This window comes from Clostridium sp. MCC344, assembly GCF_018785365.1.
Lineage (GTDB): Bacteria > Bacillota > Clostridia > Lachnospirales > Lachnospiraceae > Pilosibacter.
This window is the reverse complement of sequence record NZ_WQPQ01000129.1, coordinates 1-288: the sequence shown is the minus strand read 5'-3', so window position 1 is coordinate 288 and position 288 is coordinate 1. Positions and strand designations below refer to the sequence as shown.

Genomic DNA, 288 nt, shown 5'->3' with positions numbered 1-288 from the left:
CCTACGTAGTACTCTTTACCATTGCTGGAGCAGAATACGTTCTCGTATGCGTCACCGTTCTTGTCGTAGCAATACCACTCGCCATCAACCATCATCCAGGTTCCCTTGGAAGCTGCGAAAGATGTCATGGAAGCGCCTAATGCTAACAGAGCTGCTGCGGATACGACTGCAGCAATTTTAGTCTGCTTTCTCATAATTAATGCACTCTCCTTTTGTTTTTTTGAAACGCTTTTTGAAATTCCTAATTGCATTACGAAGCCATTATACTTCCGATAAGTAAAATTATCA

At 42.0% G+C, this 288-nt stretch carries 1 pseudogene; it reads right to left on the bottom strand.

Going from position 1 to position 288, the window contains the following annotated elements:
- Positions 1-194: pseudogene (locus GPK90_RS18880) on the bottom strand (argininosuccinate lyase); the annotation flags it as partial.
- Positions 195-288 lie beyond the last annotated feature (94 nt).